Origin of the sequence: Actinoplanes sp. NPDC049681 (assembly GCF_044465265.1) — a bacterium.
Taxonomy (GTDB): Bacteria; Actinomycetota; Actinomycetes; order Mycobacteriales; family Micromonosporaceae; genus Actinoplanes.
The window spans coordinates 348797-371339 of sequence record NZ_JBITLP010000002.1 but is presented as its reverse complement, the minus strand read 5'-3'; the positions used below and the strand labels follow the sequence as shown (position 1 = coordinate 371339).

The following is a 22543-nucleotide window of genomic DNA, read 5'->3' as shown; positions in this document are numbered from 1 at the left end:
GACGCCGACCCGAGGGAGCTTGCGTGAACACCGCGATCGTGCACATCGACTGCGCCACCGACTCGATCCCGGAGGTCGCCGAGGCGCTCGCCGCGCTGCCCGGGATCAGCGAGGTCTACTCCGTCGCCGGAAACGTGGACCTCATCGCGATCGTGCGGGTGCCGCACTTCGACGACATCGCCGAGGTGATCGCCGGGCGGATCTCCAAGACGCCGGGTGTGCTCAACACCGAGTCGCACATCGCCTTCCGGGCGTACTCGAAGCACGACCTCGAGGATGCCTTCGCGATCGGTCTGCCCGACGCCGACTGACGGTGGCCGGATGACAGGAAAAAGGGGGCCCGGCCGGGCCCCCTTTTCCGTGCTTCTCGGCTCAGCGGCCGGAGGTGATCTCCTCGCGGTCGTCCCGGCTGGTCAGCGGCGCGACCGCCGGCGACACCGGCGCCTCCGCCGGCTTCTCCACCGGGAAGAAGAAGCCCTTCACCGCGGGCGCCAGGGCACCGAGGCGGTTCATCTTCTTCGGTACGACCCAGCCCGCGTAGTCGAGCGGCAGCGGGTGGCCGTGGTCGTCGACCGGGCCGAGCGGCTGGTGCACCTCCACGAACCGCCCGTCGGGCAGCCGCTTGATGATGCCGGTCTCGGCGCCGTGGGCGAGGACCTCGCGGTCGTGCTGCTGAAGACCCAGGCAGATGCGGACCGCGACGTAGTACGCCAGCGGCGGCATGATCACCAGGCCGATGCGGCCGGCCCAGGTCATCGCGTTGAGGCTGATGTGGAACTTGTCGGCGATCACGTCGTTGCCGCCGGAGAGGGTGGCGATGATGAAGAACGTGAAGGCCATCGCGCCCACACCGGTGCGCTCGGGCGCGTCCCGGGGCCGCTGCAGAAGGTGGTGCGACTGCTTGTCCTTCAGCCGCCGCGCCTCGATGAACGGGTAGAACATCGGGACCGTGGTCAGCGCGCCCAGGCCGACGACCGCGGGCCAGAACAGCGGCGGGATCACGTACCCGTCGCCGAACGGCAGGTTGATCTGCCAGGCGGGCATGAGCCGGACCAGGCCGTCCATGAACATGACGTACCAGTCGGGCTGGCTCGCCGCGGAGACCTCGGACGCCCGGTACGGCCCGAACAGCCAGATCGGGTTGATCTGGAAGAGGCCGGCCATCAGCGCGATCATGCCGAAGACGGCCATGAAGAAGCCGCCCTGCTTGAGCGCGTAGCGGGGGAACATCCGCTCGCCCACGACGTTGTCGTTGGTCCGCATCGGGCCGGGCCACTGGGTGTGCTTCTGCTTGAAGACGAGGCCCAGGTGGATGCTGATCAGGGCGAGCAGGCCGCCCGGGATGAGCAGCACGTGCGCGATGTAGAAGCGGCCGATGATCAGCTCACCCGGGAACTCGCCGCCGAAGATCGACGCCGAGAGCCAGGTGCCGACGACCGGGATCGACAGCATGATCGCCGAGGCGATGCGCAGGCCCGTGCCGGAGAGGCCGTCGTCCGGCAGCGAGTAGCCGGTGAAGCCGGCGAGGAAGCCGAGCAGGAACAGCGCGACGCCGATCGCCCAGTTGGCCTCACGCGGCTTGCGGAACGCGCCGGTGAAGAAGACGCGCGCCATGTGCACCACGATCGACGCCATGAACAGCAGCGCCGCCCAGTGGTGCATCTGACGCATGAAGAGACCACCGCGCACCTCGAACGACAGGTGCAGCGAGGACTCGTACGCCGCCGACATCTCGACGCCGCGCAGCGCGGTGTACGGGCCGTCGTACGCGACCTCCTTCATCGACGGGTCGAAGAAGAGGGTCAGGAACACGCCGCTGAGCAGCAGCACGATGAACGAGAACAGCGCGATCTCGCCCAGCAGGAACGACCAGTGGTCGGGGAAAACCTTGTTCAGCAGGGCCCGCAACGGGGTCGCGGCCTGGAAACGGTCGTCAACTCCCTTGCCGACGGCAGCGGGGACCTGTGCGAGGTCCAGCTTTCGGCGCTTCATGGCCGCTCCCAGAAGTCGGGTCCGATGGTCTCCCGGTAATCAGACGCTGCCACGAAGTAGCCCTCGGCGTCCACCTCGAGCGGCAGAGCGGGGAGGCGGCGGCTGGCCGGGCCGAAGATCGGACGGGCGTTGTCGATGATCAGGAACTGCGACTGGTGGCACGGGCAGAGCAGACGGTTGGTCTGCTGCTCGTACAGGCTGGCGGGGCAGCCGGCGTGGGTGCAGATCTTGGAGTACGCGACGTAGTTGCCCCACATCGCGCCCTTGTTGACGGGGTCGGCCTCGTTCGCCTTGCGGGCCACCTCGGCGTCGTCCGCGCGCAGGTGGATGAGCAGGGTGGGCGAGTCCGCGTACTGGTTGGTCGCGCCGCCGGGGATCCCGGGGAAGACCGTGATCTGGCCGCCGACGCTGACGTCGGAGGGCCGGATCGGGCTGCCGTCCTGGCGGGTGAGCCGCACCCGCTGACCGTTGTTCGGCACCGGGTCGAAGCCGGTGTGGAACATCATCGGCTGCGGGTCCTTGTGCGGGTTCTGGATCAGCCCGCCGATGAGCGGTGCCGCCGCGGCCACCCCGAGGGGGGCCATGCCGAGGGCGATCGCGCCCTTGAGCAGCGGCCGGCGCTGCACACCCAGCTCGTCGGCCACGTACGCCAGGGTCTGGCCCGCGATCAGCCGGTCGTCGTCGCTGGACGGGCTCGCGTGCCGGTCCTGGATCGAGACCTCGTGCGGCAGCAGCTTCTTGGCCCAGGCCAGGATCGCGAAGCCGAGCGCGAACAGCGAGATGCCGAGCGTGATGCCGAGGATCGGCGTGAAGTAGTCGCTGCGGGCGTTGCCGAGCTTGAACTCGAACGGCCACACGATGTAGAAGACCACGAACGCCGCGGCGGCCAGCCCGGAGATGACGAACAGCAGGGCGATGTTGCGCACGACGCGCTTCTCCGCCTTGGAGTTCGTGCCCTCGAACTGCGACTCGTACGTGACGATCTCGATGTCGTCGCGCCGGGCGCCCTCCCGCACGATGTCGAAGCGGGAGAGCCGGGGGTCGTTGACGTCGACCGGCTCGGTGCCGGATCCGTGCGCCCCGTGCTTCGTAACCGTCATGACTTCCCCGCAATCCACAGCGCCGTGAACACCAGGACCGTGATCCCCACCAGGAAGATGGCCAGACCCTCGGTCACCGGACCGTACCCGCCGAGGTTGAACAGGCCACCCGGGGCCTTGTCCTGCTGGATCTGCTGGGTGACGTACGTGATGATCTCGCGCTTCTCATTCGGCGTGATCTCGTTGTCCCCGAAGACCGGCATGTTCTGCGGGCCGGTCAGCATCGCCGCGTAGATCTCCTCCGCGGTGGCGTCGTGCAGGCTCGGCGCGTACTTGCCGGACGAGAGCGCACCGCCGGCACCCGCGTACTGGTGGCAGGAGGTGCAGTTGATCCGGAACAGCTGACCGCCGCGGGCCAGCGCGTCGGGGTTCTGGTCCAGGTCCTCGGTCAGCTTGCCGCTGGGGATCTGGGGACCGCCGCCGAGCTCCTGGATGTACTGCCCGAGCTGCTTGGTCTGCGTTTCGTCGAACTGCGGCGGCTTCTGCTCCGCCTGGGACTCCTGCCGGGTCATCGGCATGCGGCCGGTGCCCACCTGGAACTGCACGGAGGCCGAGCCGACGCCGATCAGGCTCGGGCCGCGTCCCTCGACACCCTCGGCGTTGCGGCCGTGGCAACTGATGCAGCTGTTGTCGAAGAGCGCCTTGCCCTCCTGGGCGGCGGAGGACAGCTGGCGGGAGTCCTCGGCGGACGCGCCCGGGGCGAAGGCGGTGTAGATGCCGCCGGCCAGGGCGAGCGCGGCGATCATCCGGACCGCCGCGCCGAGGCGCCGCCGCGCCCGGCTGGGCGCTGATCGCCGCCGGTTGAACACCCGGAGACGCCGTCCGGCGGGGGTGTCAGAAGTCATGGGCTGTGTCCCTCTGGGTCTTGACCTTGAAACTCACGGACGGGCGGCGGGTTTACTGCAGCCAATAGATCATGGCGAACAGCGCGATCCACACGATGTCGACGAAGTGCCAGTAGTACGACACCACGATCGCCGAGGTCGCCTGCGCCGGCGTGAACCGGCCCATGGTGGTGCGGATCATGTAGACGATGAAGGCGATGAGACCGCCCGTGACGTGCAGACCGTGGAACCCGGTCGTGAGGTAGAACATCGAGCCGTAGCCGTCACCGTTGATCTTGATGCCCTCTTCGACCAGGTGGCGGTACTCGTTCGCCTGGCCGAGCACGAAGATCAGGCCCATGACGAAGGTGATGGTGAACCAGCGTCGCAGCGCGAACACGTCACCCTTCTCCGCCGCGAACACGCCGAGCTGGCACGTGACCGACGAGAGCACGAGGATCACCGTGAACGTCGTCGCGTACGGAATCTTGAGAACCTTGGTGTGCTCTTCCCACATGCTGTAGTCCGCCGCGCGGATCGCGAAGTACATCGCGAACAAGGCTGCGAAGAACATGAGTTCGCTGGAGAGCCACACGATGGTCCCGACGCTGACCATGTTGGGTCGGGTCAGCGAATGGATCCGGCTCTTGTCGATGGCTGCCGCTGTCACGGGCTCATTATTGCCCCGCGATCACCTCAACATGTCGCGGGGGGCCTAATCCGGCATGTGTCGCAGCCCGGTAGCGGCCCGGCCACCGGGATGGGCCTAGCCTCGAATGGTGCAGCTCGCCGAAACGCCCCTGTTCGCGGTCGCCGCGGGGGATACTGTCCCGCCCCCGTTCAGCGTCGCCCGGATCTTCACCGACGTCCGGCTGACCAGCCTGATCGCGTTGTTCCTCCTCGTGGCCGCCGCCGTCTACCTGTACGGCGTGCACCGGCTCCGGCAGCGCGGCGACCATTGGCCGGCCGGACGCACCGTCGCGTTCCTCGTCGGCGGCCTCGGCTCGCTCGCGGCGGTCACGGTGACCGGCATCGAGGCGTACGACACCACGCTGATCAGCGTGCACATGGTGCAACACATGGTGTTGTCCATGGTGGGCCCGATTTTCCTGGCCCTGGGCGCACCGGTCACGCTGGCGCTTCGCACCCTGCCGGTACGCGACCGCAAGATGCTGCTCGCCGTCCTGCACAGCGGTGTCGTGCGCGTCCTGACGTTTCCGCTGGTCGCGTTCGGTCTCTTCATCGCGAACCCGTTCGTCCTCTACTTCACCGGGCTGTACCGCGCCACGCTGGAACACGCCTGGCTGCACGAGTTCATCCACGCGCACTTCATCGTGACCGGCTGCCTGTTCTTCTGGCCGCTGCTGGGGCTCGACCCGCTGCCGAACCGGTGGCCGTACCCGGCAAGAGCCCTGCTCATGGTGCTGTCGGTGCCGTTCCACACGGTGCTGGGCCTGACGATCATGCAGAGCAAGACCCTGCTCGGCGGCGACTGGTATCCGAACCTGCACCTGAGCTGGGTGAAGCCCTTCGACGACCAGGTAACGGCCGGCGGAATCCTGTGGGCCGGCGGGGAGATCGTCAGCGTCACGATGCTCGGCATCCTGGTGCTCCAGTGGATCAAGCAGTCCGAGCGCGAGGCCAAGCGGATCGACCGCGCCCTGGACCGGGCGGAGGCCGAGGAGCGCGCCGCGGCTGCGCCGGCAGCGACCAAGATCACAACCCAGACCCCGACGGTACGCCCACAGCCGGACCACGAATGACCGGTTGGGTACGATCAGCTCGCACCTACCAGCGTGGGAACCGGGCCCATCCGACCGCCCCACCCACCACCCATGACCGGACTAAAGGCGTATTCATGAGCGACGTCACCAAGCGTGAGCCGGACAAGTACACGGTCCTGCTGTACAGCGACGACATCAAGGTCCGCGACAAGATCCGGCTCGCGATCGGCGTACGCCCCGCGGTGGATCTGTCCGTCGAGTTCGTCGACGCCTCCACCTGGGAGGAGTGCCGGCGCCTGCTCGACGACTACGAGATCGACCTGATGGTCCTCGACGGCGAGGCCACCCCCGCCGGCGGGCTCGGCATCGCCCGCCAGACCAAGGACGAGTACGCCGACCCGCCGCCCACCTGCGTGGTGATCGCCCGCGCGGCCGACCGCTGGCTGGCGGCGTACGCCCAGGTCGACGAGACCCTGGTGTATCCGCTCGACCCGGTCACGACGGGCCAGACGATCGCCGGCATGCTCCGGGCCCGCCGCAACGGGGCGATCCCGCTGGGCACCCTCGGCACGCTGGGCTGACCGCCCACTCCCCCCGCACACACCCCTCGCCCTTCGGAGGCCCCCCATGGGCGCACCTACCTGGCCCAATCTGCTGAGCGCCCTGCTGCGGGGCGAGGAGCTGCCGGCGCAGGACACCGCCTGGGCCATGGGCGAGATCATGGCGGGCAACGCCACGCCCGTGCAGGTGGCCGGTTTCGCCGTGGCCCTGCGCGCCAAGGGTGAGACGCCGCTGGAGCTGGCCGGCCTGGTCGAGGCGATGCTGGCCAACGCCACGGTGGTCGACCTCCCCGAGGCGATACGAGCCGACGCGGTGGACGTGGTGGGCACCGGAGGTGACCGGGCCCACACGGTGAACATCTCCACGATGGCCGCGATCATCGTGGCCGCGGCCGGCGTCAAGGTCGTCAAGCACGGCAATCGCGCGGCCTCCTCGGCCTGTGGCACCGCCGACCTGCTGGAGCACTTCGGCATCCCGCTCGACCTCGGCCCGGCGGGCGTGGCCCGCACGGTGGCCGAGGCGGGCATCGGCTTCTGCTTCGCGGCCCGCTTCCACCCGGGCATGCGGCACGCCTCGGTGACCCGCCGCGAGCTGGGCCACCCGACGTTCTTCAACGTGCTGGGGCCGCTGACCAACCCGGCCCGCCCGCGCAGCGCCGCCGTCGGCTGCTTCGACCGGCGGATGGCCCCGGTGATGGCCGAGGTCTTCGCCCGCCGCGGCGACTCGGCGCTGGTCATGCGCGGCGAGGACGGCCTGGACGAGTTCACCACGGCCGCGCCGACCCGCGTGTGGACGGTCAAGGACGGCACGGTCACCGAGTCGGTGGTGGACGCCGTCGACCTGGGCATCGCGCGCAGCAACCCGGGCGACCTGCGCGGCGGGGACGCGGCCTTCAACGCCGACGCGGCGCTGCGGACGTTCGCCGGCGAGAAGGGCCCCGTCCGCGACGCGGTGCTCGTCAACGCGGCGGCCGCCTTCGCGGCGCACGCGGGGTTCCCCGGCAGCTTCGCCGACACCATGCGGGCCGGCATCGCCCGGGCGGCCGAGACCGTCGACTCCGGCGCGGCCACCGCCCTGCTCGGCCGCTGGGTCGAGGCGGCCAAGGCCGCCAAGGCCGCCGAGCAGGCCTGACCCGGCCGCCGACCGGGCCCGGACGGCTTTTGTCCCAACACGCCGGGGCGCTTCCACCGCTGCCCGGCCAACCCGTGACAACGTTTGAATGACATTCGGGTAATTCCACCTTCCGACGAAGAGGAGCCACCCGTGGACGAACGAGAGCTGCGCTGCATCATCTGCGATGCGGAGATGCCGTTCGAGGTGCCGCCCTGCGCCGACGGCCACGACAAGGACTGCCCCGAGCTGGTGTGCACCCGCTGCGGCGCCGCCGAGATCCTGGCCCCGCTGGAGATCCGAGTCTGGCTGCGGCCCGGCGGCGACCGCATCGCCCCGCTGCAGCGCCGCGCGGCCTGAGGGTTGGTTCAGGGGCGCCGAGCCCCTGCGGGGCCCTCAGCGCGCCGCTCAGACCGTCAGCACGGCAAAGGCCCGCACCTCGAGGAGGTGCGGGCCTTTCGACGTCGGTGGTGCTCAGTGCTCGGCGGGGTGCCGGCTTCCCGAGTAGTACTCGAACAGCAGGCCGCAGGCGGCGAAGATCACCATGATCAGGCCGACCATGATCAGCCACCACTGCCAGTACACCAGGCCCATGGCGGCGGTCGCCGCGGACAGCGCCAGGCCGAAGGGCCAGTAGCTGCCGGGGCTGAAGAAACCCACCTCGCCGGCGCCCTCCGCGATCTCGCCGTCCGCCCGGTCCTCGGGGCGAAGGTCGATGCGCCGCGCGACGAACCAGAAGAAGCCTCCGCACATCGCGCACAGTAGGCCGGACAGGATGAGCGCCACGGTGCCGACCCACTCGACGTGGACGCCGGTGCCCCGGGTGTAGAAGCCGTAGACGATGGCAGCGCCGAAGAGGAACGCGGAGACGCCCGCGAAGATCTTGTATTCGGTCTTCAACTCGGTTCCCCTACTTCCGTGCGGACGCGGACTCGCCGGACTGGTTCCACGAGTGCCCGTGGCGGCGCGTGTCGAAGGGGCGAGTCGTCACGGCGAACCGCTGGTCACCGGTGAAGCCGATCGCCTCCATGGCGTCCTGCGTGCTCTTTCCGGCCTCCTTGGCCTGCAGGAACTGGTCGAAGCGCTCCGGGGAGACCACGACGAGCTCGAACTGCATGAAGGCGTGGTACGTGCCGCAGAGCTCGGCGCACCGGCCGACGTAGCGACCCTCGCGGTCGAGCGTCACCTCGAAGACGTTGCGGGTATTGCCGGGGAAGACGTCCCGCTTGAACAGCATCTCCGGCACCCAGAACGAGTGGATGACGTCGCGGCTGGTCTCCTCGAACCGGATCTTGCGTCCGGTGGGGAGCACGAGCAGCGGGATGACGTCGGACGAGCCGAGCGTCGACGCCACCGTGCGGGCGTTCTCGCCGGGCGCGTCACGGTAGTTGAACTGCCAGTTCCACTTGAACGCGACGACCTCGACGGTCTGGTCCGGCTTGGCCGACAGCTTGTCCACATCGGTCTGGACGATGGCGGTGTAGTAGAACAGCACCGCGACGATCAGCACCGGCGTGACCGTGTACAGGACCTCCATCGGCATGTTGAACCGCGTCTGCACGGGGAGGTTGTCGCCGCGCTTGCGGTAGCGGATCACGCACCAGAAGATCAGGCCCCACACGAAGAAGCCGACGACCAGGGCCGCGATCGTCGCGGCGATCCACATGTCGTACATCCTGTGGGCCTGCAGCGTGATGCCGTGCCGGGGCCAGCCGAAGCCGCCCAGCTTGTCACCGATCGCGTTGGCGGAACAGCCGGACAGCAGGGCCAGCAGCATGGCACCGCCGACACCGAGCCCGGCGAGCCGTACGACGCGGGGCCGTGCGACCGAACTCCTTGAGACCACCTGCTCCTGCCTCCCTAGAGCACCGCCCGGTGCGAGTGAATCCGGACACCGGCGGCAAGGTGTCACCGACGGTCGCACACTACTCGACCTGGCCCGGCCGTCCGGTTACCGGGGGTCGGATCTTCGCCTGAGCCCGAGAACCTCCTGAAGCCCGGCGTGCATACCCCCGATCCTGTGGACGATACCGTTCCCGAGGTGGAATACACGGCGGAACAAGCCGGTGCACCCGCCTACCTGGACGCGGCCGGCGCGGCACCCCTGCATCCCGTGGCGCGGCAGGCGCTGCTCGCTGCCCTCGACGACGGCTGGGCCGACCCGGAGCGGCTCTACTCCGCGGGCCGGCGGGCCCAGCAGCTGAGGGAGGCGGCGACGGCCACCGCGGCCGCATGCCTGGGGGTACGCCCGGACGAGCTGACCTTCCTCGCCTCCGGTACGGCCGCCGTGCACGCCGCCGTCCTCGGTGGGCTCGCCGGGCGTGTCCGAGCTGGTCAGACGTTCGTCCATTCGGCGATCGAGCATTCCTCGGTGCTGCACGCGGCGGCCCGGCACGGCACGTGCGCGGAGGTCGGCGTGGACCGGCTGGGCCGACTCGACCTGGACGTCTGGGCGAACGCCGTGGCCGCTCCCGGCGTCGCCCTCGCGAGCCTGATCAGCGCCAGCCACGAGGTCGGTACGGTGCAGCCGGTCGCGGCCGCCGCGGAGGCCTGCGCGGAGGCCGGGGTGCCGCTGCACGTGGACGCCGCCCAGTCGATCGGGCACGCGCCGGTGCCGCCGGGCTGGTCCCTGCTCACCGCCAGCGCCCGCAAGTGGGGCGGGCCGGCCGGGGTGGGGCTGCTCGTGGTCCGCAAGGGCACCCGCTGGCTGTCCCCGTACCCCAGTGATGATCTTCACAGACCGCGCCCGCAGGGTGCGCTGAACCTGCCCGCGGTGGTCGCCGCCGCTGCGAGCCTGCGGGCCGTGCTGGCCGAGGCGCAGACCGAGGCCGTACGCCTGTCCGCCCTGGTCGACCGCATCCGGGCGACCGTGGCGGCGACCGTGCCGGACGTCGAGATCGTCGGCGACCCGGTGGAGCGGCTCCCGCACCTGGTGACGTTCTCGTGCCTGTACGCCGACGGCGAGGCGCTGCTGCATGCGCTGGACCGGCGCGGCTTCGCGGTGTCGTCGGGTTCTTCCTGCACGGCGTCCACGCTGCGGCCCAGCCACGTCCTCGAGGCGATGGGAGTGCTCAGCCACGGCAACGTGCGGGTGTCGCTGCACCGGGGCACCACCGAGGCCGACATCGACAGGTTTCTGGCGGTGCTGCCCGGCGTGGTGGAGGAGATCCGGAAGGAGGCGGGGATGTGATCGAGGTGGACTCGCGGGGCCGGCGCTGCCCGCTGCCGATCATCGACCTCGCCAGGCGGATGCCGGCCGTGGCGGTCGGCGAGGTGGTGCGGGTGCTGGCCGACGACCCGGCGGCGGCCAACGACATCCCGGCGTGGTGCCGGATGAAGGGCCAGGAGTACGTCGGCAGCCCGGCCCCCGGCGCCTACGATGTGCGCCGGCTCACCTGAGGTAGTCGACGACCGGCCCGACCGGGTCCTTCGCCAGGTGCGTGTCCACGACCAGGCGGGGGCCCAGGTACGGCTCGTACTCCTTCTGCCGTTCGAGGACCCGCACCCAGTCGGGGATGCCGTCGTGCGCGCGGGTCTCGTAGCGGGCCTCGACCCGGCGGCGGTGCTCGGCGTCGTCGGCGCAGACCACCTCGACGACCCGCAGCGGCACGCCGAGGCGCTCGGCGAGCTCGATCCACAGCTGCCGTGCCGCCTTCACCGGGTTGACCGCGTCGATGATCACACTGTGGCCCATGGTGAGCTGCGTCTCGGCCAGCGCCGCCACCACCCCGTACGCGGCGTAGCCGGGACGGGGCTCGGTGACGTCGTAGGCCTGCAGCGTGAAGTCGACGGTGTCCACGGCGAGCACGGCGGCGGGCAGCGCCGTCCCCACCTTGTGCGCGAGCGTGCTTTTGCCCACGCCCGGCAGGCCGGCGAAGACGGCGAGAACCATCGGCGTTACGCGGGGAGGTGCGGCTGGATCTCGGCGGCCGCCGCGTCACCGTACGAGTCGGCGAGCCGCTTGAGGAACTCGTCGGCCTTGACGTCGTACTCCTGCGGGCCGACGGTCTCCAGCACCAGGGCGGCGACCAGAGAACCCACCTGCGCGGCGCGCTCCAGACCGATCCCCCAGCTGAGGGCGGAGAAGAACCCGGCCCGGAAGCCGTCGCCGACGCCGGTCGGGTCGTCCGGCACCACGCCGCGGGCGACCGGCACGTGGATGCGTTCGATCCCCCGCCCGGTGATCTCCACGCCGTCCTTGCCCAGCGTGGTGACCCGGATCTTGACGTGCTGCAGGACCTGGTCGGCGCTCAGGCCGGCCTTGGTCTCCAGCAGCGAGCGCTCGTAGTCGTTCGTGAGCAGATACTCCGCGCCCTCGATGAGCGACATCACATCGGTGCCGTCCATGCGGGCGAGCTGCTGCGACGGGTCGGCGGCGAACGCGTAGCCGCGGGCACGGCACTCCTGGGAGTGACGGATCATCGCGGCCGGGTCGTTGGCGCTGACCAGGACCAGGTCCAGGCCACCGGCGCGGGCGGCGACCGGTGCCAGCTCGATGTTGCGGGCCTCCGCCATCGCGCCCGCGTAGAACGAGGCGATCTGGTTGAGGTCGTCATCGGTGGTGCACACGAAGCGTGCGGTGTGCGCGACCTCGCTGACGTGCACCGAGTCGCAGTCGACCCCGTGCCGCTCGAGCCACGAGCGGTAGTCGGCGAAGTCGGCGCCGACCGCGCCGACCAGGATCGGCCGCAGGCCCAGCTTGCCCATGCCGTACGCGATGTTCGACGCCACGCCGCCACGCCGGACGACGAGGTCGTCGACGAGGAACGAGAGCGAGACCTTGTGCAGCTGATCGGCGATGAGCTGCTCGGCGAACTTGCCGGGGAAGTGCATCAGATGGTCGGTGGCGATCGAGCCGGTGACGGCGATCTTCATGTCGGCCCTCGGGGGTCGGGTGCGATTACCCCCGGAGCCTACCGGCCGTTCGCACGCCGGACATCCCCGCGTCACGGCGGAGGGCCGCCCACCCAGAACGGGTCGACGGCCCTCGAAGCCTTGCGCAGCAGGTCATGGGAACTGCTGCGCCAGCTCGTCTAGTGGAAGGAGTCGCCGCAGGCGCAGGAGTTCTGCGCGTTCGGGTTGTCGATCGTGAAGCCCTGCGCGTCGATGCGGTCGGCGAAGTCGATGGTGGCGCCCGCCAGGTAGGGGGAGCTCATCCGGTCGACGACGACCTCGACGCCGTTGAAGTCGCTGACGATGTCCCCGTCGAGCGAGCGCTCGTCGAAGAACAGCTGGTACCGCAGGCCGGAACAGCCACCGGGCTGCACGGCGATGCGCAGGCGCAGGTCGTCGCGGCCTTCCTGCTCGATCAGGGCCTTGACCTTGGTCGCCGCGACATCGGTCAAAATGACGCCGGTCGGCGCGGCCGTGGTGGCCTCGGTCGACTCGGTGTGCGCTTCAGTAGACACGTGCGGTTCTCCCTGCCGGTCCGGTGATGTGCCGTACCGGCCAACGCTAGCTCTCCCGGGCCCTATTCCCAATTCGGTACGGCGAGATGTCCGACACCGCCCGTCACCTGCTCCATTGCCCGGCCAGGCGGGCACCGACCTCGCGCAGGCCCCGGGCCGGCTCGGCGAGCGCCCGTTCCTCCGAGCCGAAGTGCTCCACCAGGGCGTACGTCTCCGTGACGCCCGCGTTGGCGGCCTCGCGGTAACCGGTCTCGTTGCGCCCCGCGACCACCACGCAGGGCAGGCCCCGGTCGCGGGCGCCGTTCGCGATGCCGGCCGCCACCTTCCCGCGCAGCGACTGGTGGTCGAAGGACCCCTCCCCGGTGATCACCAGATCCGCCCGGTCGAGCTGCTCCTCGAGGCCGATCAGGCGGCTGACCAGGCCGATGCCGGACACGACCCGGGCGCCGAGGGCCAGCAGGGCGGCGCCGATCCCGCCGGCCGCCCCCGCGCCGGGCATCGCCGCCAGGCCCTCGACCTCGAACGCCCGCTCCAGGACGCCGGCGAAGTGCTCCAGCGCGGCGTCCAGCCGCAGCACGTCCTCCCTGGTGGCGCCCTTCTGCGGGCCGTACACGTTGCTGGCGCCGTGCAGGCCGAGCAGGGGGTTGTCGACATCGGTGGCGGCGACCAGGCGCACCTGACGCAACCGCGGCTGCCCCTCCAGGCGGGCCGCCACGCCGAGGGCCGAGCCGCCGTACGGGAGCGCGTACCCGCTCTGGTCGACGGGGCCGGCACCCAGCGCGGCCAGCATCCCTGCGCCGGCGTCATTGACGGCGGAGCCGCCGAGCCCGACCACCACCTCGGCCGCACCCGCCTCGACGGCCGCCGCCAGCAGCAGGCCCAGGCCGTACGAGGTGGCGGCGTTGGGGTTCCGCTCGTCCCTGGCCAGCAGGTGGAGGCCGCAGGCCTGCGCGCTCTCGACGTAGGCGGTCGTGCCCACCAGGAGCACCTCGCCGTGGGCCGGGCGGCCGAGCGGGTCGACCGTGGCGACGGGGATCCGCCGGCCGTCCACCGCCGCGCCGACCACCTCCAGGAAGCCGGGACCGCCGTCGGAGAGCGGGCGCAGCACGCAGTCGTCCTCCGGGGCTACGGACCGCCATCCCTCCACGAGCGCCGCGGCCACCTCCGAGGCGGTCAGCGTGCCGGCGAACTTGTCCGGGCAGATCAGTACGCGCACGAGAGAAACGTACAGTGGTCCACAACACCGCTCGGGCCCGCCGACGGGGGGCGGCGTTGTGGAAACATGGTCGGCGTGACGTCGACCTGGACCGAACCCGCGAACACCCCCCTCGCGCTGCTGCTGCTCGGCAAGGGCACCGACCCCGCCAGCGAGCGCGGCGTCGACTGCCCCGGTGACCTGCCCGCGCCCAGCGACCCGGACCTCGTCGCGCGGGCCGCCGCCGCCAAGGCCGCGCTCGGTGACCGGGTCTTCGTGCTGGGCCACCACTACCAGCGCGACGAGGTCATCCAGTTCGCCGACGTCACCGGCGACTCCTTCAAGCTGGCCCGCGAGGCCGCCGCGCGCCCCGACGCCGAGTTCATCGTCTTCTGCGGCGTGCACTTCATGGCCGAGAGCGCCGACATCCTCACCGGCGACGCCCAGAAGGTGGTGCTCCCCGACCTCGCGGCCGGCTGCTCGATGGCCGACATGGCGGTGCTGGGCCAGGTCGAGACGGCATGGGACCACTTCACCGACCTCGGCATCGCGTCGGACGTCGTCCCGGTCACCTACATGAACAGCTCGGCCGACATCAAGGGCTTCGTCGGCCGCAACGGCGGGGTGGTCTGCACGTCGTCCAACGCCAAACGCGCCCTCACCTGGGCCTTCGAGCAGGGCCAGAAGGTGTTCTTCCTGCCCGACCAGCACCTCGGCCGCAACACGGCGGTGCTGGAGATGGGCTTCTCGCTCGACGACTGCGTGCTCTACGACCCGCACAAGCCGCACGGCGGCCTCACTCCCGAGCAGCTGCGCGACGCCAAGATGATCCTGTGGCGCGGCCACTGCTCGGTGCACGGGCGTTTCACGCTCGACAGCGTCCGCGAGGTCCGCGAGCGGGTTCCCGGGGTCACGGTCCTGGTCCACCCGGAGTGCCGGCACGAGGTCGTGCGCGCCGCCGACCAGGTCGGCTCGACGGAATACATCATCAAGGCCCTGGAGGCCGCGCCGGCCGGATCGGCCTGGGCGGTCGGGACCGAGCTCAACCTCGTCCGCCGGCTGGCGCTGGCGCACCCGGACAAGCAGATCATGTTCCTGGACAAGACGGTCTGCTACTGCTCGACGATGAACCGCATCGATCTCCCCCACCTGGTGTGGGCGCTGGAGGAGCTTGTGGCGGGGCGCGTCCCCAACCAGATCTCGGTCGACGAGGACACGGCGAAGTACGCCCGCATCGCCCTCGACCAGATGCTCGCCCTCCCCTAAATTCATCACTCTGGGTGATTGCCATGGAGCCGTGCGCTCCGCCGTACCTTTGTGTTGGCTTAATCATCAGCAATTCGTGCCGCCCTGGGCGTTGTGATGATTTCTGGAATGGTCACGCAGGGCTATGCTTCCCCGGCGACTGCCGTGGGTCCCCCTCCCGCGCAGCACCCCTCACTCGCTTCGGGCGTGGTCCTCCTCGCCCGCCTCTGGAGGTTGCGTTGACCGACGACGTCCTGGCCGTACACGGCGGTGCGCCGCTGCACGGGCAGATCCGGGTCCGTGGCGCCAAGAACCTGGTTTCCAAGGCCATGGTGGCCGCCCTGCTGGGCGAGACGCCGAGCCGCCTCTTCGACGTGCCGCGCATCCGCGACGTGGAGGTCGTCCGCGGCCTGCTCGGCCTGCACGGCGTCAAGGTGTCCGACGGCGCCGACGACGGTGAGCTGGTGATGGACCCCACGAATGTGGAGAGCGCCAGCAGCGACGAGATCAACGTGCACGCCGGCTCGTCCCGGATCCCGATCCTGTTCTGCGGCCCCCTGCTGCACCGGCTGGGGCACGCGTTCATCCCCGACCTCGGCGGCTGCCACATCGGCCCGCGCCCGATCGACTTCCACATCCAGGCGCTGCGGCAGTTCGGCGCGGTCGTCGACAAGACGCCCGAGGGCATGCATCTCACCGCCCCGAACGGGCTGCACGGCACCAAGCTCGAGCTGCCGTACCCGAGCGTCGGCGCGACCGAGCAGGTGCTGCTCACCGCCGTACGCGCCGAGGGCGTCACCGAGCTGCGCAACGCCGCCATCGAGCCGGAGATCATCGACCTCATCTGCGTGCTGCAGAAGATGGGCGCGATCATCACCGTGCACACCGACCGGGTCATCGAGATCCTCGGCGTACCGAAGCTGCACGGCTACAGCCACAAGCCGATCCCGGACCGGATCGAGGCCGCCAGCTGGGCCGCAGCCGCCCTCGCCACCCGCGGCGAGATCGAGGTGCTGGGCGCGCAGCAGGCCGACATGATGACCTTCCTCAACGTCTTCCGCTCGATCGGCGGCCAGTTCGAGGTCACCGACGCGCGGGTGTCACGGCCCGGTGTCACCGGTGTCGAGGGCGGCATCAAGTTCTGGCACCCGGGCGGCGAGCTGCAGGCCGTGGCGCTGGAGACGGACGTCCACCCCGGGTTCATGACGGACTGGCAGCAGCCGCTGGTGGTCGCGCTGACCCAGGCCCGGGGCCTGTCGATCATGCACGAGACGGTGTACGAGCAGCGGCTGGGCTACACCGAGGCGCTGAACGCGATGGGCGCGACGATCCAGGTCTACCGCGACTGCCTCGGTGGCACCCCCTGCCGCTTCGGCCGCCGCAACTTCAAGCACTCGGCCGTGATCGCCGGCCCGAGCAAGCTGCACGCGGCCGACCTGGTCATCCCGGACCTGCGGGCCGGCTTCAGCCACCTGATCGCCGCCCTGGCCGCCGAGGGCACCTCCCGGGTGTACGGCGTCGACCTGATCAACCGGGGTTACGAGGACTTCGAGAACAAGCTGGCCGCCCTGGGCGCCCACACCGAACGCCTCTGAGCCCGGACCGCGACACCGACCGCGCCGCCGATCGAACCTGGTCGGCGGCGCGGTTCGCTTTCCCGGCCACGCGGTTTCGGCTTTGCGGCGGCACTTGGCTACGCTGCTGGGGTGCCCTCGCTGTTTCGCCGCAAGTCCGCCGATCTCGTCTCCGACGCCGTCGAGCAGGTGACCCCTGAGCCCACCTCGGCCACGCCGAAGCCGAAGGGCTACACGCCCTCGAAGAAGGAGCTCGGGCTCCAGACCCCGAAGCGGCAGAGCGTCCAGCGGCGCCACGACGCGGCGCAGGCCCCGGCGAACCGCCGCGAGGCCTACAAGCAGATGCGGGAACGGCAGCGCACCGAGCGCGCCGAGGCCTCGGCCGGGATGCGGGCGGGCGACGAGCGCTACCTGCTGGCCCGCGACCGGGGTCCGGAGCGGGCGCTGGTGCGCAACGTCGTCGACTCCCGGCGCACGGCCGGGACCTGGTTCTTCGTCGGCGCCATCATCGTCTTCATCGGCTCGACCGGCGCGATGCCCATGCAGGTGCAGATCGGCGCCCAGCTCTTGTGGGCGATCCTGGCGGTCGCGGTCGTCGGCGACAGCATCCTGATCACACGCCGGATCAAGAAGCTCGTCACCGAGCGCTTCCCGAAGACGACCCAGCGGATGGGCTCCCTCTACCTGTACGGGATCATGCGCAGCCTGACCTTCCGCCGCATGCGCGTGCCCAAGCCGCAGGTCGAGCTCGGCGACAAGGTCTGAGTCAGGGCATCCCCGCCAGGCGCAGCAGGGCCGCGGTCCCCGCCGCGGCCAGCACGACCAGGACGAACGGGGCCCGGCGCCAGGCCAGCAGGGCGCCGACCGCCACCCCGGCCGGCCGCGCCACCCCGGCGAGGGCGGGACCCTCCATCAGCGCGGCGGTCGCCGCCAGGGCCGCCAGCAGCGTGGTGGCGGCCATCGGCAGCAACCGCTGGAGCCGGTCGGAGAGTTCCAGCCGGTCGCGCAGCAGGACACCGCTCAACCGCATCGTGTACGTCCCGACGGCCAGCACCACGATGGACACGATCAGCACGAGACCTCCTCGAGTCGCCGGGTCTCCTCGCGGCGCCGGCGCGGCACGAAGAGGGCGAACAGTCCCAGCAGCGCGCTCAGCACGGGCAGGCCGGCCGGCAGGACCGGCGTCAGGATCACCGCGACGACCGCGCCCGTCAGGGCCACCGTGCGCGTCGCCCGGTCCCGCAACGACGGCAGGATCAGGGCGATCAGCCCCGCCGGGAACGCGGCGTCGAGCCCCAGGGCGGCCGGGTCGCCGGTGGCACCGCCGACCAGGACGCCCAGCGCGGTGCCGGCGTTCCACGACGTGAAGAGCGTGATGCCGATCAGCCAGTACGTGCGCCGGCGACGGACCGGATCCTCCTCGCGCAGCGTGAACGCCACGACCTCGTCGGTCATCAGGTGACTGCCGACCAGCCGGTCGCGCCACCGGTTCCCCACGGTCCCCGAGACGGCCAGGCCGAACGGCAGGTGGCGGGCGTTCAGCAGCAGCCCCGCGACGATCGCCGCCAGCGGGTTGCCGGCCGCGATCAGCCCCACGGCCAGGAACTGGGCGCCGCCCGCGAACACCACCGTCGACATGACGAACGGCACCCAGGTCGGCAGCCCGTACGCGATCGCGATGGCGCCGAAAGAGGCGCCCACCGCCACCATCGCCGCGGCGATCGCGGCCGCGTCCCGCAGCAGAGCCCGGTCCGGTGTTCGGCGTGGCGTACGCATGGTTCAAAATAATGAACGACCAGGCTTGCGTTCGTCAAACCGAACGAAACGATCGACGGAGCGAACATGGATTCTCCGCTCGCCACCATCGCCGCAGCGCTGCGCGCGGAGCGGGAGCGTGCCGGCATCTCCCTGGCGGAGCTCGCCCGCCGCGCCGGACTGGCGAAGTCCACCCTGTCCCAGCTCGAGAACGGGACGGGCAACCCCAGCATCGAGACGCTGTGGTCGCTGGGCGTCGCGCTCGGCGTGCCGTTCAGCCGCCTCGTCGAGCCGCCGGCCCCGGCCGTACGCGTCATCAGAGCCGGCGACAAACCCCGCCTGCGGGCCGACCAGGCGGACTTCGCCGCCAGCCTGCTGGCGGCCGGATCCACCCACGCCCGCCGGGACCTGTACGTGATGGAGCTGGAACCCGGGCAGCCCCGCGAGGCCGAGGCGCACATCCCGGGCAGCGTCGAGCACGTCGTCGTCGCCGCGGGACGGCTCAGCACCGGACCGGCGGACGAGCGGGTCGAGCTGGGGCCCGGCGACTATGTGGCGTTCCCCGGCGACGTGCCGCACCACTACGAGGCGCTCGAGCCCGGCACCTGGGCCGTGCTGGTGATGGAGCACCGCTAGGAACGGTAGAGCTGGGCGACCACGTCCTCGATGTCCGGCTCGACCAGGGAGAGATCCCGCAAGGACGCCAGGGACGCCAGCTCGGCGACCACCGCCCCGGCGGACGAGGACAACAGGTCGAACGACGCCCGGTGCCCGTCGGCCTCCAGCGCCACCAGCTCGGCGCCCGGCACGGAGAATCCCGGCGGCAGTGGGGTGTCCACGTCGACGACCAGGCGGCGGCGGGACCCGTACCGGGCGTGCAGGGCCTCGATGGTCCCGTCGTGCACCACCCGGCCGTGGTCGATCACCACCAGCCGCCGGCACAGCCGCTCGATGTCGGCGAGATCGTGCGTGGTCAGCACGAGTGTCACGGCACCGGTCGCACCGAGCTCGGCCAGGAACGAGCGGACCGCCTGCTTGCTCACCACGTCCAGGCCGATCGTCGGCTCGTCCAGGAACAGCACCGACGGGCCGTGCAGCAGCGCGGCGGTCAGCTCGCCGCGCATCCGCTGCCCCAGCGACAGCTGCCGCACCGGCGTGTCCAGGAACTCGTCCAGCTCCAGCAGCGCCCGGCAGCGCCGCAAGCGGGCCGCGTGGGCGTCCGCCGGCACCCGGTAGACGTGGCGCAGCAGGGCGAACGAGTCCCGCAGCGGCAGGTCCCACCACAGCTGCGAACGCTGCCCGAACACCACGCCGATCGTGAGCGCCAGGCGGGTGCGCTGCGGCACCGGGACCAGCCCGCACACCGACACCTCGCCCGCCGACGGGGTCAGCACCCCGGTCAGCATCTTCAGCGTCGTCGACTTGCCGGCCCCGTTCGGGCCGATGTAGCCGACCATCTCGCCGCCGTCGATCGCCAGGTCGATGCCGTCCACCGCGGTCACCGTCCGCTTATCCCGGCGCAACGGACCCCGACGCACCCGTACGGTGAAATCCTTCCGAAGGCCCCGCATCTCGATCACGCTCATGAGCCCGTACTCCGGTAATGCCTGATCCCGGCGCGCCACACGACGGCCGCGGCGCCCGCGGCGACCAGGGCGACCAACGGTGAGAGAAAGCCCGCCCAGGCGGGCATGCCGAGCGGATCGGGGCGGCTCAGCAGCGTCAGCGCCGGCTGATAGGCCACGAAACCGAAACCCATCGCGTACGCGAAGACCCCCCGGAACCACCCTGCGTAGACCGGCGTCGGGTACGCGGTGAAATCCCGGCCGCCGTAGGTGAACGCCGAGCCGATCTCCCCCGACTCGACCCACCAGAACGCGAGGCTTGCGCTCACCACGAAGATCGACCCGAAGAACACCGCGCCCGCGAGCGGCGTGACCACGACCAGCGCCACCCGCGACGGATCCCAGTCGATGTGGTTCACCCGCAGCGCGATGCCGAGCACCGTGCCGGCCACCACCACCCGCATCGCCTTGCGGACCGGCAGATCCATGAGCACCAGCTGCGGCAACGCCCCGAGCGGCCGCACCAGGACGGCGTCCATCGTGCCGGCCCGCACGTACGTCTTCAGCCGGTCGATGTTGCCCACCACGAAGTCGGCGCACGCGAACCCGCACGACGACAGGCTCACGATCAGCAGCCCCTGGTGGATCGTGAACCCGGCCACCTGGCGGGTCGCCCGGAACAGCACCAGCACGGCGACCACGTCCAGCAGCGTCCCGAAGATGTTCGTGACCAGCTCCACCACGAACGACGCCCGGTACGACACCACCGACCGCCACTGCCCCGAGAAGAGCGCCCCGTACGCCCGCAGCTCACCCACCCTGCGCCACCAGCCGCCGTTCGGCCCGCCGCTGGACGAGGGCCGCCAGCGCGAGCAGCACCGCCGCCCACACCGCCTGCAACCCGACCAGGCCCAGCTGGACCGGCGCCGGGTCCCGCTCCACCAGCACGTCCAGCGGGGTCTGCAGCAGGCCGGGGAACGGCGTACCGACCCAGAGGGTGACGGCGAGCCAGCTCGGCAGGAAGCGCAGCGGGAAGTACAGCCCGGCCAGCAGCCCCGCGGACAACGTCCACAGCGTGATCGGCCCGCGCGCGTCGTGCAGCCAGTACGCGGTGGCGTTCACCAGGAAACGCAGCCCCAGGCTGGCGACCACGGCCAGCCCGATCGAGAGCGCGGACAGCGGGACGGTGAACCAGCGGCTGGGGGCGTACAGATCGAAGAAAAGCATGCCGACCGCGAGCGGCGGCAGAAACCGGAAAATCATCGCATGGCCGGCCCGCCCCAGGTCGGCGGCGAGATAGCTGACCAGCGGGGGTACGGGACGCAGCAGGTCGGCGGCCACGTCACCGGAGCGGATCCGGTCGGCGAGCTCGGTCCACCCCCACAGCGACACTACGGTCAGCAACCCCTGCCCCAGCCACACGAACGACGCCAGCTGCTCGGGGCCGTAGCCGCCCGGCCGGTGGGCGACGGACCCGGCCGCGACCGCCAGGAGGACGTAACACCGGAGGAACCCGAAGACGATGTTCGTGAACGATCCGGCTATGGTCGCCTGCCGGTAGGTCGCGTACCTCCGGAAACCCGACGATGAAAGCGCACCGAACGTAGTGACGAAGTCCCGGAACGGACGGCGGGGAGAGATCACAGGCACCCTGGCGTCGAGCCCGTCCACGCCGTTAATCTCCTCTCACAACCCCCGCATTGGAGCCGGGCGACTGTACCCGGTGCGCCGCCCTGCCACCGAGCAATTTCCGACAAGGTGGAAAGCCGTCGTGACGCAGCGTAGCCACGTATCCGGTACCCCGCGGGGTGCCCGGTGAACGGCTGGAGCTCGCACCGCGGCGCGGGCGGCTGGGACGACGAACCCGCCTGGGTGTACGAGATCACCTGGGAATGGGAACCCCAGCCCGGCCAGCGCTACCCCGGCGACCCTGGCCGCCGCCGAGCCGTCCACCACCCGGTCTACGACGCCGCCGCAGCAGCCGAAGCAGCCGCCTCCTGGGACGCGGACTTCCGGGCGATCGCCCAGGCCTCCGGCCCGCCGGCAGGTCCCGTGTCGCCCGCCCGGCCCATCTCCCCCGCCGCGGGACGCGCCACGGTGGGCCGCCCGCCACAGCCACCGCCGTCCTGGTCCGGACCGTCGGATCCACCGGCACAGCCCGGCCCCTCCTGGAACCGGCCGGTGCCGCTGCCGGACCACCTGCCCGGGCGGGGAGCGGCCGCCGCTCCCGCGGACCCGGGGGCGCGCTACGGCACGCCCCGGCCGCGGCCGGTCGACCCTCGCGCGGGTGATCCTCGGGGTCAGACTCTTCCGCCGCCTCAACCGGGGCGGGCTCCGTACCCGCAGCATCCCGCGCCGGACCACCGGCAGGGTCCGCGTGCCGTCCCGGCCCCGCCACCGGACGAACGCCGCATGCCACCGGGGCGTCGCAGCCACAGCGACGAACCGCCGACCGATCCTCGGTTCCCCGCACCGCTGCAGGGCCAGCGG

General features: G+C 71.0%; 26 protein-coding genes. 11 read left to right on the top strand and 15 right to left on the bottom strand.

Annotated elements, in window-relative coordinates; translation table 11 throughout:
• Positions 1 to 23 precede the first annotated feature (23 nt).
• Positions 24 to 311: an Lrp/AsnC family transcriptional regulator gene (locus ACIBO8_RS07145; protein WP_396114220.1), complete on the top strand. Its 288-nt coding sequence runs from the start codon at positions 24 to 26 to the stop codon at positions 309 to 311.
• Between the two features lie 61 nt (positions 312 to 372).
• Here ACIBO8_RS07145 and ACIBO8_RS07140 read toward each other — a convergent pair whose 3' ends face one another.
• The 4 genes from ACIBO8_RS07140 to ACIBO8_RS07125 are packed head-to-tail and all read right to left on the bottom strand — an operon-like array spanning position 373 to position 4586.
• Complete coding sequence (locus ACIBO8_RS07140; protein ID WP_396114219.1) at positions 373 to 1992, bottom strand: cytochrome bc complex cytochrome b subunit; 1620 nt, start codon at positions 1990 to 1992, stop codon at positions 373 to 375.
• Complete coding sequence (locus ACIBO8_RS07135; protein ID WP_396114218.1) at positions 1989 to 3092, bottom strand: ubiquinol-cytochrome c reductase iron-sulfur subunit; 1104 nt, start codon at positions 3090 to 3092, stop codon at positions 1989 to 1991. Before ACIBO8_RS07135 ends, ACIBO8_RS07140 begins: the two co-directional genes overlap by 4 nt.
• On the bottom strand, positions 3089 to 3937 hold the full coding sequence (locus tag ACIBO8_RS07130) for a c-type cytochrome (protein WP_396114217.1): 849 nt from the start codon (positions 3935 to 3937) through the stop codon (positions 3089 to 3091). The genes ACIBO8_RS07135 and ACIBO8_RS07130 overlap by 4 nt, the downstream gene beginning before the upstream one ends.
• A 52-nt stretch (positions 3938 to 3989) precedes the next feature.
• Positions 3990 to 4586 carry a heme-copper oxidase subunit III gene (locus tag ACIBO8_RS07125; protein WP_366155918.1) on the bottom strand — a complete coding sequence of 199 codons (597 nt, stop codon included), beginning with the start codon at positions 4584 to 4586 and terminating at the stop codon, positions 3990 to 3992.
• 106 nt (positions 4587 to 4692) lie between these two features.
• On the opposite strand from ACIBO8_RS07125, the gene ACIBO8_RS07120 reads away from it, so the two are divergent.
• From ACIBO8_RS07120 to ACIBO8_RS07105, 4 genes are all read left to right on the top strand, one after another.
• Complete coding sequence (locus tag ACIBO8_RS07120; RefSeq protein ID WP_396114216.1) at positions 4693 to 5679, top strand: cytochrome c oxidase assembly protein; 987 nt, start codon at positions 4693 to 4695, stop codon at positions 5677 to 5679.
• 95 nt (positions 5680 to 5774) lie between these two features.
• Positions 5775 to 6221 (top strand): hypothetical protein, encoded by a 447-nt coding sequence (locus ACIBO8_RS07115; RefSeq protein ID WP_396114215.1) that lies wholly within the window; start codon positions 5775 to 5777, stop codon positions 6219 to 6221.
• A gap of 46 nt (positions 6222 to 6267) precedes the next feature.
• Positions 6268 to 7332, top strand: coding sequence for an anthranilate phosphoribosyltransferase (trpD, locus tag ACIBO8_RS07110; RefSeq protein ID WP_396114214.1), 1065 nt, complete (start codon positions 6268 to 6270; stop codon positions 7330 to 7332).
• A gap of 132 nt (positions 7333 to 7464) precedes the next feature.
• Entirely contained in the window at positions 7465 to 7671 is a 207-nt protein-coding gene (locus ACIBO8_RS07105; RefSeq protein WP_396114213.1) for a hypothetical protein, read from the top strand.
• Positions 7672 to 7785: 114 nt separating this feature from the next.
• Here ACIBO8_RS07105 and ACIBO8_RS07100 read toward each other — a convergent pair whose 3' ends face one another.
• The gene (locus tag ACIBO8_RS07100) at positions 7786 to 8211 is read right to left on the bottom strand and encodes a cytochrome c oxidase subunit 4 (protein ID WP_396114212.1); all 426 of its coding nucleotides are present in this window, start codon (positions 8209 to 8211) and stop codon (positions 7786 to 7788) included.
• A gap of 10 nt (positions 8212 to 8221) precedes the next feature.
• Positions 8222 to 9088 (bottom strand): cytochrome c oxidase subunit II, encoded by an 867-nt coding sequence (gene coxB / locus ACIBO8_RS07095; RefSeq protein WP_396114739.1) that lies wholly within the window; start codon positions 9086 to 9088, stop codon positions 8222 to 8224.
• A gap of 264 nt (positions 9089 to 9352) precedes the next feature.
• On the opposite strand from coxB, the gene ACIBO8_RS07090 reads away from it, so the two are divergent.
• Together ACIBO8_RS07090 and ACIBO8_RS07085 are read left to right on the top strand one after the other, a co-directional pair.
• Positions 9353 to 10501, top strand: a complete 1149-nt coding sequence (locus ACIBO8_RS07090; protein ID WP_396114738.1) for a cysteine desulfurase family protein — start codon at positions 9353 to 9355, stop codon at positions 10499 to 10501.
• Positions 10498 to 10710, top strand: a complete 213-nt coding sequence (locus tag ACIBO8_RS07085; protein ID WP_396114211.1) for a sulfurtransferase TusA family protein — start codon at positions 10498 to 10500, stop codon at positions 10708 to 10710. Before ACIBO8_RS07090 ends, ACIBO8_RS07085 begins: the two co-directional genes overlap by 4 nt.
• Here the strand turns inward: ACIBO8_RS07085 and ACIBO8_RS07080 are convergent.
• The 4 genes from ACIBO8_RS07080 to ACIBO8_RS07065 form a co-directional block, all read right to left on the bottom strand.
• Positions 10703 to 11203: an AAA family ATPase gene (locus tag ACIBO8_RS07080; protein ID WP_396114210.1), complete on the bottom strand. Its 501-nt coding sequence runs from the start codon at positions 11201 to 11203 to the stop codon at positions 10703 to 10705. The genes ACIBO8_RS07085 and ACIBO8_RS07080 overlap by 8 nt on opposite strands.
• 5 nt (positions 11204 to 11208) lie before the next feature.
• Entirely contained in the window at positions 11209 to 12186 is a 978-nt protein-coding gene (locus ACIBO8_RS07075) for a carbohydrate kinase family protein (protein WP_396114209.1), read from the bottom strand.
• Between the two features lie 158 nt (positions 12187 to 12344).
• On the bottom strand, positions 12345 to 12719 hold the full coding sequence (erpA, locus tag ACIBO8_RS07070; RefSeq protein ID WP_396114208.1) for an iron-sulfur cluster insertion protein ErpA: 375 nt from the start codon (positions 12717 to 12719) through the stop codon (positions 12345 to 12347).
• A 103-nt stretch (positions 12720 to 12822) separates the two neighbouring features.
• Complete coding sequence (locus ACIBO8_RS07065; protein WP_396114207.1) at positions 12823 to 13935, bottom strand: glycerate kinase; 1113 nt, start codon at positions 13933 to 13935, stop codon at positions 12823 to 12825.
• Between the two features lie 75 nt (positions 13936 to 14010).
• Between ACIBO8_RS07065 and nadA the strand changes: the two genes are divergently transcribed.
• The 3 genes from nadA to ACIBO8_RS07050 all read left to right on the top strand — a co-directional run bounded on the left by nadA (position 14011) and on the right by ACIBO8_RS07050 (position 17498).
• Positions 14011 to 15180 carry a quinolinate synthase NadA gene (nadA, locus tag ACIBO8_RS07060; RefSeq protein WP_396114206.1) on the top strand — a complete coding sequence of 390 codons (1170 nt, stop codon included), beginning with the start codon at positions 14011 to 14013 and terminating at the stop codon, positions 15178 to 15180.
• A 218-nt stretch (positions 15181 to 15398) separates the two neighbouring features.
• Entirely contained in the window at positions 15399 to 16754 is a 1356-nt protein-coding gene (murA, locus tag ACIBO8_RS07055) for a UDP-N-acetylglucosamine 1-carboxyvinyltransferase (protein WP_396114205.1), read from the top strand.
• Positions 16755 to 16865: 111 nt separating this feature from the next.
• Positions 16866 to 17498 carry a DUF3043 domain-containing protein gene (locus ACIBO8_RS07050; RefSeq protein WP_396114204.1) on the top strand — a complete coding sequence of 211 codons (633 nt, stop codon included), beginning with the start codon at positions 16866 to 16868 and terminating at the stop codon, positions 17496 to 17498.
• A gap of 1 nt (position 17499) precedes the next feature.
• Here ACIBO8_RS07050 and ACIBO8_RS07045 read toward each other — a convergent pair whose 3' ends face one another.
• Both ACIBO8_RS07045 and ACIBO8_RS07040 read right to left on the bottom strand, forming a co-directional pair.
• Positions 17500 to 17808 carry an AzlD domain-containing protein gene (locus ACIBO8_RS07045; protein ID WP_396114203.1) on the bottom strand — a complete coding sequence of 103 codons (309 nt, stop codon included), beginning with the start codon at positions 17806 to 17808 and terminating at the stop codon, positions 17500 to 17502.
• Entirely contained in the window at positions 17802 to 18509 is a 708-nt protein-coding gene (locus ACIBO8_RS07040) for an AzlC family ABC transporter permease (RefSeq protein ID WP_396114202.1), read from the bottom strand. The genes ACIBO8_RS07045 and ACIBO8_RS07040 overlap by 7 nt, the downstream gene beginning before the upstream one ends.
• Positions 18510 to 18575: 66 nt before the next feature.
• Between ACIBO8_RS07040 and ACIBO8_RS07035 the strand changes: the two genes are divergently transcribed.
• Positions 18576 to 19124 carry a helix-turn-helix domain-containing protein gene (locus ACIBO8_RS07035; protein WP_396114201.1) on the top strand — a complete coding sequence of 183 codons (549 nt, stop codon included), beginning with the start codon at positions 18576 to 18578 and terminating at the stop codon, positions 19122 to 19124.
• On the opposite strand, the gene ACIBO8_RS07030 is transcribed toward ACIBO8_RS07035, so the two are convergent.
• Genes ACIBO8_RS07030 through ACIBO8_RS07020 form a run of 3 tightly spaced genes read right to left on the bottom strand, consistent with a single transcriptional unit; the run spans position 19121 to position 21724 of the window.
• A complete protein-coding gene (locus ACIBO8_RS07030; protein WP_396114200.1) occupies positions 19121 to 20074 on the bottom strand; it encodes an ATP-binding cassette domain-containing protein in 954 nt (317 codons plus the stop codon). The genes ACIBO8_RS07035 and ACIBO8_RS07030 overlap by 4 nt on opposite strands.
• Positions 20071 to 20871 carry an ABC transporter permease gene (locus ACIBO8_RS07025; RefSeq protein WP_396114199.1) on the bottom strand — a complete coding sequence of 267 codons (801 nt, stop codon included), beginning with the start codon at positions 20869 to 20871 and terminating at the stop codon, positions 20071 to 20073. The genes ACIBO8_RS07030 and ACIBO8_RS07025 overlap by 4 nt, the downstream gene beginning before the upstream one ends.
• Positions 20864 to 21724: an ABC transporter permease gene (locus ACIBO8_RS07020; RefSeq protein ID WP_396114198.1), complete on the bottom strand. Its 861-nt coding sequence runs from the start codon at positions 21722 to 21724 to the stop codon at positions 20864 to 20866. The genes ACIBO8_RS07025 and ACIBO8_RS07020 overlap by 8 nt, the downstream gene beginning before the upstream one ends.
• Positions 21725 to 22543 lie beyond the last annotated feature (819 nt).

Excerpts from the sequence above, each read along its gene's own strand:
- ACIBO8_RS07140 (WP_396114219.1), bottom strand. The coding sequence starts at position 1,992 with ATGAAGCGCCGAAAGCTGGACCTCGCACAGGTCCCCGCTGCCGTCGGC.
- ACIBO8_RS07135 (WP_396114218.1), bottom strand. The coding sequence starts at position 3,092 with ATGACGGTTACGAAGCACGGGGCGCACGGATCCGGCACCGAGCCGGTC.
- ACIBO8_RS07130 (WP_396114217.1), bottom strand. The coding sequence starts at position 3,937 with ATGACTTCTGACACCCCCGCCGGACGGCGTCTCCGGGTGTTCAACCGG.
- ACIBO8_RS07120 (WP_396114216.1), top strand. The coding sequence starts at position 4,693 with ATGGTGCAGCTCGCCGAAACGCCCCTGTTCGCGGTCGCCGCGGGGGAT.
- ACIBO8_RS07115 (WP_396114215.1), top strand. The coding sequence starts at position 5,775 with ATGAGCGACGTCACCAAGCGTGAGCCGGACAAGTACACGGTCCTGCTG.
- trpD (WP_396114214.1), top strand. The coding sequence starts at position 6,268 with ATGGGCGCACCTACCTGGCCCAATCTGCTGAGCGCCCTGCTGCGGGGC.
- coxB (WP_396114739.1), bottom strand. The coding sequence starts at position 9,088 with ATGCTGCTGGCCCTGCTGTCCGGCTGTTCCGCCAACGCGATCGGTGAC.
- ACIBO8_RS07080 (WP_396114210.1), bottom strand. The coding sequence starts at position 11,203 with ATGGTTCTCGCCGTCTTCGCCGGCCTGCCGGGCGTGGGCAAAAGCACG.
- ACIBO8_RS07075 (WP_396114209.1), bottom strand. The coding sequence starts at position 12,186 with ATGAAGATCGCCGTCACCGGCTCGATCGCCACCGACCATCTGATGCAC.
- ACIBO8_RS07040 (WP_396114202.1), bottom strand. The coding sequence starts at position 18,509 with ATGCGTACGCCACGCCGAACACCGGACCGGGCTCTGCTGCGGGACGCG.
- ACIBO8_RS07035 (WP_396114201.1), top strand. The coding sequence starts at position 18,576 with ATGGATTCTCCGCTCGCCACCATCGCCGCAGCGCTGCGCGCGGAGCGG.
- ACIBO8_RS07030 (WP_396114200.1), bottom strand. The coding sequence starts at position 20,074 with ATGAGCGTGATCGAGATGCGGGGCCTTCGGAAGGATTTCACCGTACGG.